The 9,148-nt window shown below is 67.9% G+C and carries 3 protein-coding genes; 1 reads left to right on the top strand and 2 read right to left on the bottom strand.

What is annotated here, in order from left to right; translation table 11 throughout:
* Positions 1–214 precede the first annotated feature (214 nt).
* Positions 215–1,684, bottom strand: a complete 1,470-nt coding sequence (locus tag QH276_RS03105) for a glutamate synthase subunit beta (protein WP_280402196.1) — start codon at positions 1,682–1,684, stop codon at positions 215–217.
* On the bottom strand, positions 1,677–6,329 hold the full coding sequence (gltB, locus tag QH276_RS03100) for a glutamate synthase large subunit (protein ID WP_280402195.1): 4,653 nt from the start codon (positions 6,327–6,329) through the stop codon (positions 1,677–1,679). Before gltB ends, QH276_RS03105 begins: the two co-directional genes overlap by 8 nt.
* Before the next feature lie 940 nt (positions 6,330–7,269).
* On the opposite strand from gltB, the gene QH276_RS03095 reads away from it, so the two are divergent.
* A complete protein-coding gene (locus QH276_RS03095) occupies positions 7,270–8,931 on the top strand; it encodes a DUF4407 domain-containing protein (protein ID WP_280402194.1) in 1,662 nt (553 codons plus the stop codon).
* Positions 8,932–9,148: the final 217 nt, after the last annotated feature.

Here is a 9,148-nt window from a genome sequence, read left to right as displayed (position 1 = left end):
CCCAGCGGCCCCCGATGGTCCGGATGCGCAACCGGGCGTTGCCGTGCTCGAAACCCGCCGCGTGAGCCCGTGCCCGGAGTACCGTGCCCTGCAACCAGATCGGGATGTCGACCCCGATCGCCGACGGTACGCACGGCCCCGGTGGTTGCCCCCGGCCCCGCGCTCCTCCCCCTTCTCGCCCCCCCCGCCCTGCCGGATGTCAGCGCCTAGCGGCTCACCGCTGGGCGACCGCCGTCGGCGGGATGGGTGCCGGGAGGGCGGTTTCGCCTTCCAGGTACTTGTCCACCGCGGAGGCCGCCGCGCGGCCCTCGGCGATGGCCCAGACGATCAGCGACTGACCGCGACCCATATCGCCGGCGACGAAAACACCGGGGATATTGGTGGCCCAGTTCTTGTCCCGCTGGACGTTACCGCGCTGGTCGTAGCCGACACCGAGATCGGTGAGCAGCCCCGGCTTGTCGGGGCCGACGAAGCCCATGGCCAGCAGTACGAGATCGGCCTCGAGCGTGAAATCGGTGCCGTCGACCTTCTCGAACCGGCCGTTGACCATCTTGACCTCATGCGCCTCGAGGCCCGTGACCTTGCCGTCCTTGCCGACGAACCGCTCGGTGTTCACCGAGAACACCCGCTCGCCGCCCTCTTCGTGCGCCGAGGAGACCCGGTACATGAGCGGGTAGGTCGGCCACGGGGTGGAGCCGGCGCGTTCGGCCGGCGGCCGCGGCATGATCTCGAACTGGTGCACGCTGGCCGCACCCTGCCGGTGCGAGGTGCCCAGGCAGTCGGCGCCGGTATCGCCACCGCCGATGATGACGACCTTCTTACCGTGCGCGTGGATCGGCGGCAGCCCGTTCTCGTCGGTCACCGGATCGCCCTGCTGGACCCGGTTGGCCCAGGGCAGGAACTCCATCGCCTGATGGATACCCTCCAGCTCGCGGCCCGGGATGGGCAGATCGCGGGCCTGGGTGGCGCCACCGGCGAGGACCACCGCGTCGAACCGCTCGCGCAGTTCGTCGGCGGTGATATCGACGCCCACGTTCACCCCGGTCTTGAAGATGGTGCCCTCGGCCTCCATCTGTGCCAGCCGCCGGTCGATGAACCGCTTCTCCATCTTGAATTCCGGGATGCCGTACCGCAGCAGGCCGCCGATCCGGTCGGCCCGCTCGAAAACGGTCACTGTATGACCCGCGCGGGTGAGCTGCTGCGCGGCGGCCAGGCCGGCGGGCCCGGAACCGACCACGGCGATCTTCTTACCGGTGAGGCGGGTCGGATAGACCGGCGCGACCCAGCCCTCGTCGAAGGCGTTCTCGATGATCTCGACCTCGACCTGCTTGATGGTCACCGGATCCTGGTTGATCCCGAGCACGCAGGATGCCTCACACGGCGCCGGGCACAACCGCCCGGTGAACTCCGGGAAGTTGTTGGTGGCGTGCAGCCGGTCGATACCTTCGCGCCAGCGGTCCTGATACACCAGATCGTTCCACTCGGGAATCAGGTTCCCCAGCGGGCAGCCGTTGTGGCAGAACGGGATACCGCAGTCCATACAGCGGCTGGCCTGCCGCTGCAGCGTTTCGTGCGGAAAACCCTCCTGGTAGACCTCTTTCCAGTCCATCAGCCGCAACGGCACCGGACGGCGTTCGGGTAACTCCCGGGACGTGTGCTTCAGAAATCCTTGGGTGTCACCCACGAGCGGCCTCCATAATCGCAGCGTCGACGTCCTTGCCGCTCTTCTCGGCCTCGGAGATGGCGAGCAGCACCTTCTTGTACTCGCGCGGCATGACCTTCACAAAGTGGTTCACCTGCTGCGACCAGTCGCCCAGGATCCGTTCGGCGACAGCGGAACCGGTCTGGTCCCGGTGCCGGCCGATGATGTCGCGCAGCCAGGTGAAATCGTCACCGGACAGCGCCTCGATGGCGTCCGCCTGTTCCGGGTTGACCCGGCCGCTGAACGTGTTGTCGGGGTCGTAGACGAACGCGATACCGCCGGACATACCGGCGCCGAAGTTACGGCCGGTCTCGCCCAGGATCACCACGCGGCCACCGGTCATGTACTCGCAGGCGTGATCGCCCACGCCCTCGACCACCGCGGTGGCGCCGGAGTTGCGCACGGCGAACCGCTCACCGACGACCCCGTTGATGAACGCCTGGCCGCTGGTCGCGCCGAACAGGATCACGTTGCCCGCGATGATGTTCTCCTCGGCCTTGAAATCGGCCGGGGCGTTGGGCGCCGGGCGCACCACGAGGTGGCCGCCGGAAAGACCCTTGCCGACATAGTCGTTGGCGTCGCCCTGGACGCGCAGGGTGATACCCGCCGGCACGAAAGCGCCGAAGCTGTTACCGGCGGAACCGGTGAGCGTGATGTCGATGGTGTCGTCGGGGAGGCCGGCGCCACCGTACAGCTTGGTCACCTCGTGGCCGAGCATGGTGCCGACCGTGCGGTTCACGTTCGTGATCTTGGTATCGATCTTGACCGGCTTACCGAATTCGAGCGCGTCGCGGCTCTGCGCGATCAGCTCGTTGTCCAGGGCCTTGTCCAGGCCGTGGTCCTGATCCTTGGTGCGGCGGCGATCCTGGAACATGAACGCCGTCTCGACATCGTCGAGGATCGGCGACAGGTCCAGTTTGCTGGCCTTCCAATGCTGCTTGGCCTTGGTGGTGTCGAGCAGGTCGACCCGGCCCACGGCCTCGTCCAGCGTGCGGAAACCCAGCTCCGCCAGCAGTTCCCGGACCTCTTCGGCGATGAACATGAAGAAGTTCTCGACGAATTCCGGCTTACCGGTGAACCGTTCGCGCAGCACCGGGTTCTGGGTGGCCACACCCACCGGGCAGGTGTCGAGATGGCAGACCCGCATCATGATGCAGCCGGAGACCACCAGCGGCGCGGTCGCGAAACCGTACTCCTCGGCGCCGAGCAGCGCGGCGATCATCACATCGCGGCCGGTTTTCATCTGGCCGTCGACCTGTACCACGATCCGGTCGCGCAGACCGTTGAGCAGCAGCGTCTGCTGGGTTTCGGCCAGGCCGAGCTCCCACGGGCCGCCCGCGTGCTTGAGCGAGGTGAGCGGCGAGGCACCGGTACCACCGTCGTGACCGGAGATCAGCACCACGTCGGCGTGCGCCTTGGACACACCCGCCGCGACGGTACCGACGCCGGGCTCGGCGACGAGTTTCACGTGAATCCGCGCCTGCGGGTTCGCGTTCTTCAGATCGTGGATGAGCTGCGCCAGATCCTCGATCGAGTAGATATCGTGATGCGGCGGCGGCGAGATCAGGCCCACGCCCGGCGTCGAATGCCGGACCTCGGCGACCCACGGATACACCTTGTGCGCGGGCAGCTGGCCGCCCTCGCCCGGCTTGGCGCCCTGGGCCATCTTGATCTGGATATCGGTGCAGTTGGTCAGGTAGTGCGCGGTGACGCCGAACCGGCCCGAGGCGACCTGCTTGATCGCGCTGCGCCGCCAGTCGCCGTTCTCCTCCGGTTCGAACCGGGCCGGCGATTCGCCGCCCTCACCGGAGTTGGAGCGGCCACCCAGCCGGTTCATCGCGATCGCCAGGGTTTCGTGCGCCTCGGCCGAGATCGAGCCGTAGCTCATGGCGCCGGTCGAGAAACGTTTGACGATCTCGGAGGCGGGCTCCACCTCGTCGATCGAGATCGGCGAGCGCGCACCCTTCTTGAACTTGATCAGGCCGCGCAGCGAGGCCAGCCGCTCGGACTGGTCGTCGACCAGCTTGGTGTACTCCTTGAAGATCGAGTACTGCCCACTGCGGGTGGAATGCTGCAGCTTGAACACCGTGTCCGGGTTGAACAGGTGGTATTCGCCCTCACGCCGCCACTGGTACTCGCCGCCCACCTCGAGCTCACGATGCGCGCGCTCGTTGCGGTTCTCCAGGAACGCGACCTTGTGCCGGGTCGCCACATCGGTGGCGATCTCGTCCAGGTCGATACCGCCCAGATGCGAGCGCAGGCCGGTGAAGTATTCGTCCACCAGTTCCTGCGACAGGCCGATCACCTGGAACAGTTGCGCGCCGTTGTAGGAGGCGACGGTGGAGATGCCCATCTTGGACATCACCTTCAGCACGCCCTTGCTCGCGGCCTTGTTGTAGTTGGCGACGGCCTTGCGGTAATCGGCGGCCAGGTCGCCGGTGCTGCCCGGGATGGTCAGCGCGCCCCGTTCGAGCATGTCCTCGATCGATTCGAAGGCCATGTACGGGTTGATCGCGGCGGCACCGAAACCGACCAGGGTGGCCATATGGTGCACCTCGCGAGCGTCACCGGCCTCGACCACCAGCCCGACCATGGTGCGGGTGCGTTCCCGAACCAGGTGGTGATGCACCGACGAGGTGAGCAGCAGCGACGGGATCGGCGCCAGCTTCTCGTTGGACTCCCGGTCCGACAGCACGATGATGCGGGCACCACCGTCGATCGCGGCCGAGACCTGGGTGTTGATCGCGTCCAGCGCGCGCCGCAGACCCTCGCCGCCAGCCGCGACCTCGTACAGACCGCGCACGACGACCGACCGCAGGCCGGGCTGGCTGCCGTCGTCGTTGATATGGACCAGCTTCGCCAGTTCGTCGTTATCGATGATCGGCTGCTGGATGGCGATCTGCCGGCAGGACTCCGGGCTCGGATGCAGCAGATCGGCCTCCGGGCCGATATGGCGGCGCAGGCTGGTGACCACCTCTTCGCGGATGGCGTCCAGCGGCGGGTTGGTGACCTGCGCGAACTGCTGGGAGAAGTAGTCGAACAGCAGGCGCGGCCGCGCGGACAGTACGGCGATCGGGGTGTCGGTACCCATCGAGCCCAGCGCCTCGGCGCCGGTTTTGGCCATCGGCGAGATGAGCAGGTTCAGTTCCTCGGTGGTGTACCCGAAGATCTGCTGCCGGATGAGCACCCGGTCGTGCGACATGTGCACATGCGGGCGGTCGGGCAGATCGGAGAGGTGCTTGATACCGGCATCGAGCCATTCCCGGTACGGGTGCTCGGCGGCCAGTTTGGCCTTGATCTCCTCGTCGCCGACGATCCGGCCCTGCGCGGTGTCCACCAGGAACATGCGGCCCGGCTGCAACCGGATCTTGCGCACGACCTTGGACTGGTCGATATCCAGCACACCGACCTCGGAGGCCATGACCACCAGGCCGTCCTCGGTGACCCAGATCCGGCTCGGGCGCAGCCCGTTGCGGTCGAGCACGGCGCCGATCACGGTGCCGTCGGTGAAGCACACCGAGGCGGGACCGTCCCACGGCTCCATCAGCATCGAGTGGTACTCGTAGAACGCCCGCTGCGCCGGGTCCATGTTCTCGTTGCGTTCCCAGGCCTCGGGAATCATCATCAGCACCGCGTGCGGCAGGCTGCGGCCGCCCAGGTGCAGCAGCTCCAGCACCTCGTCGAAGCGCGCGGTATCGCTGGCGCCCGGGGTACAGACCGGGAAGATCTTCTCCAGCCGGTTCTTGCCGGCGGAATCCTTGCCGAAGACATCCGAACGCAGCAGCGCCTCGCGGGCCCGCATCCAGTTCTCGTTACCGGCGACGGTGTTGATCTCACCGTTGTGCGCGACCCGGCGGAACGGATGGGCCAGCGGCCACGACGGGAAAGTATTGGTGGAGAACCGGGAGTGCACGATGCCCAGGGCGCTTTCCACCCGGTCGTCCTGGAGGTCCAGGTAGAAGGCACGCAGCTGCGGCGTGGTGAACATACCCTTGTAGACGAAGGTCTGGCCGGACAGGCTCGGGAAGTACACCGATTCTTTACCGACCGCGCCCTCACCGGCGCCGGCTTTGCCCAGTTCGTGTTCCACCCGCTTGCGGATGACGTAGGCACGCCGCTCCAGATCCATCCCGGAGAGCTGCTCCTCCGACCCGGCGGGCGAGCCGATGAAGACTTGCCGGAACAGCGGCATGGCATCACGCGAGAGTGCACCGAGCGACGATTCGTCGATCGGGACCTCGCGCCAGCCCAGTACCGCCAGGCCCTCTTCCTTGACGATCTTCTCGACGCCGTAGCAGGCCCGCGCGGCCTCGCGCCGGGCCTGCGGGAGGAAGGCGATACCAGTGGCGTAGGACCCCTCCGGCGGCAGGTCGAAATCGACCACCGCGCGGAAGAAGCGGTCGGGAACCTGGATCAGGATGCCCGCGCCGTCACCGGAGTTCGGCTCGGCGCCCGCGGCACCGCGGTGCTCCAGATTCAACAGGGCCGTAATGGCCTTGTCGACGATGTCACGGCTGCGGCGGCCGTGCATATCACCGACGAACGCGACACCACATGCGTCGTGTTCGTTCGCCGGGTCATAGAGCCCGATGGGTCCGGGGGACCTGTGGCCAGGTAGTTGCGTCATGCCTCTGCCTTCGAGAAAGTCGACCTCGACGTGGTGCGGCCTGGAGAGAACGCCCTGTCGAACGCCGGTACTGTCGAACGCTGTCTGCTAGCACTGCGTTCGTACGTTGGCCGACACCAGCCGCGCTGATGGTGTTCGGCGTGCAGTCACGTCTGAAGTTGTGTCCACCTGCGTTGGTGCGCCGGTGCCCGCTGGTAACGAAGCGCTTACGCACTCGGAACCCGGAGGCGGGTTTCGCCCGCTAGGCTGGCCTGTGCCGATTGATTGCCCGAACGTGCCTTCGGCCGGACATCGGTATGTGCGGCGTAAGAGCAAACGATAAGCCAGGTCCGGAACCCAACCAACCAAGGTTGCCCTAATAATTCCGTCTAGCTGGGCTTCTTCATTCGTTCCTCCACATATGCGCGTTTTCTAGTGTAAAGCAGCATTCGGGCGGGAATCGATTCCGGATCGGCCCTCCGAACAGCGGCGATCCACCGGTCCGGCCCGTTTCCCGATGTGATTCCACATCCGCCGAACCCACGCTCACCTGCATCGAAGATGAATTCCCGGCGGCGGCCACCGGCAAACCCACCCACCTGCGGCTAACTGTGGCACGGGCCGATGAGATGTTCGTGACAGCGGCGTGACAAGCACAGAACATGATCCGACCGTCCGGACTGTTTTGCGTTCACGGGCCTTCAGCACACGATCAGCAAACCGCATCCGCCGTGTTGCACGCCACACTTCCGGGCGTCCATCGCGGCCGGTTTCGGTTGCGCCCGCACGGAATTCACCCAGCCCATGGCCCGGGTCCCGGTCGCGGACGAACTCGCCGGACGACACGCTCCGCGGCTCCTGTGAAGATGACCACACCCGCCCGCCAAGGCTCGATGTGCGGGCGTGCCGCCTGTCACGCTGAGGGCACGAATCGATGACAGCTGCAGAGGTTATGGATCCCATGAGCGTCACCGGCATGTTCATCTGGCTCGGCGGCGGGCAGCCCACCGAGACCGCCGACGGATACGAGCGCACCGGCTACCTCCTCACCGGTGTCGGTGTGGCGCTGTTCGCCGTGGTCAGCGCGGGGGTCACCGGGGTCGCACTGCGGCTGGGCGCGTGGTCCCTGCCCGTGGTCGCGGTCGCGGCCTTGATCGCCGGACTCTTCGCCGGCCTGATCGGCCGGGCACTTGCCGGAGCCGAGGCCACGGCCCGCCCCGACCGCCCGGCGGGCGAGACCAATACTCCCGCGGTGGCGCTGCGGCTCGGGGTCGCGGTGATCGCCGGAGTTCTGGTGGCCGAACTCGCGACCACGGTGCTGTTCGCCGGCACCATCGATCGGATCCTCGACGACCGTGCGGCCGCGGCCGCGCTCACCGCGCCGGCGGTACGTCCCGTGCAGGACGAACTGGACCGCGCGATCGATCAGCGGGCCGCGCTGGACCGCACCATCGCCGCGGCCGAGGACGATATCGACACCGCTCTCGTGGTGGCCCGATGTGAGTTCAATCCGACCCCGGAATGCCCGCAGACCAAGATCACCGGTGTACCGGGCCGCGGTCCGGAGACCCAGACTGCCAACGAAATGCTCGACGACGCCCGTAACGCCCTGGCGGCAGCGCAGAATCAGGTGGCCCCATCGGACCGGCAGGTCGCCGACGCCCGGGCAGCGCTGCAGAGCGCCCGGGCTGCCGCGGAGGCCGAGGCCGATCGGGGGCTGGGCGCCAGGTGGTCCGCGGCGAACGATCACACGTCCGGCGTATTCGGCGCCCTGATAATCCGGCTGCTCACCTGGCTGTTCTTCATCCTGCTGGCCGCGCTCGCGCTCATCCTGCGCTGGTGGCGAGGGGAAACCGCCCAAGAACGCCGGCGCGCCGCCGCGGCCGTCCGCGACCGGGCCGAACGCGCCGCCGACGCGGCCGTCGCCGAGCAGCAAGCGCGGCTGCGGGCCGAAACCGCGGCGGTCCGGGTCGATCAGCAGCTGGCCGAGGCCCGGCTGGCGGCCGAAGCCGATACCGCGATCGCCCGGGAACAACAGCGCACCCGGGTGATCGCCGCGATCGGCGGCCTGGAGATCGGGGTCACCGAACGCGGTGCCGACGCCGCGGACAGCACTCGCCCCGCCGGCACCGAGCTCGAACGGGTCGACCGCCGGGCACTGCCCGCGCCGGTCGGCTCGCGACCGTCCGCCCGGCCGGACGACCTGGTGCTACCGCTCATCGGTACCGTTCCGTTCACCGGCACCGCCGCCCGGATGATCCGCCCACTGGTTCCGGGCTTCGTCAGTTCCGCGGTCGACAACGCCCTCGATGTCGCGGGCCGCCCGCTTCGTACCGCACGGCATGTCCTCACGGAGGCCGAGGAGATCACCTTCACCTTGCGGCGTACCCGCAAGATCACGATCGACGGTCCCGCCGAGCAGACCCGGCCGGGAACCGGCGACTCCGGCGATACCGCATCGTCCGGCCACTCGGTGGTGGACGCCGAACTGGTCCTCGACTCGGACGCGATCGTCTCGGCCACGACACACCTGGAACCCGCCGCGGAAAACGCGCTGTCCGGCCGCGCCGCACGCGGGCTGCCGGAACCGCCGAGTCCTCGCGAACTGCCGCCCGGCACCTGACCCGGTCCCGCGGGGACCGTCCCGGTGGTGACGGGTGGTCGAGAGTCGGCCCCGCTCGCCGCGCCATGATGGCCGGGCGGCGGAGCGTGGGCGCGGCGGTGTTCCGCCGGCGCGGGGCTGTGGCGGGGGCCGGAAGTGTTCCGCGCGCGGTGGCGGGGTCGCCAACTCGCCGGCGCCGGAACCGATACTGGTTCGCGCAGGTAAAGTGGGCAAGAAC

The sequence above is a fragment of the Nocardia carnea genome, from assembly GCF_029869215.1.
GTDB lineage: Bacteria > Actinomycetota > Actinomycetes > Mycobacteriales > Mycobacteriaceae > Nocardia > Nocardia carnea_B.
Note: the sequence above shows the minus strand (reverse complement) of the source record. Positions and strands in the feature narration are given on the sequence as shown.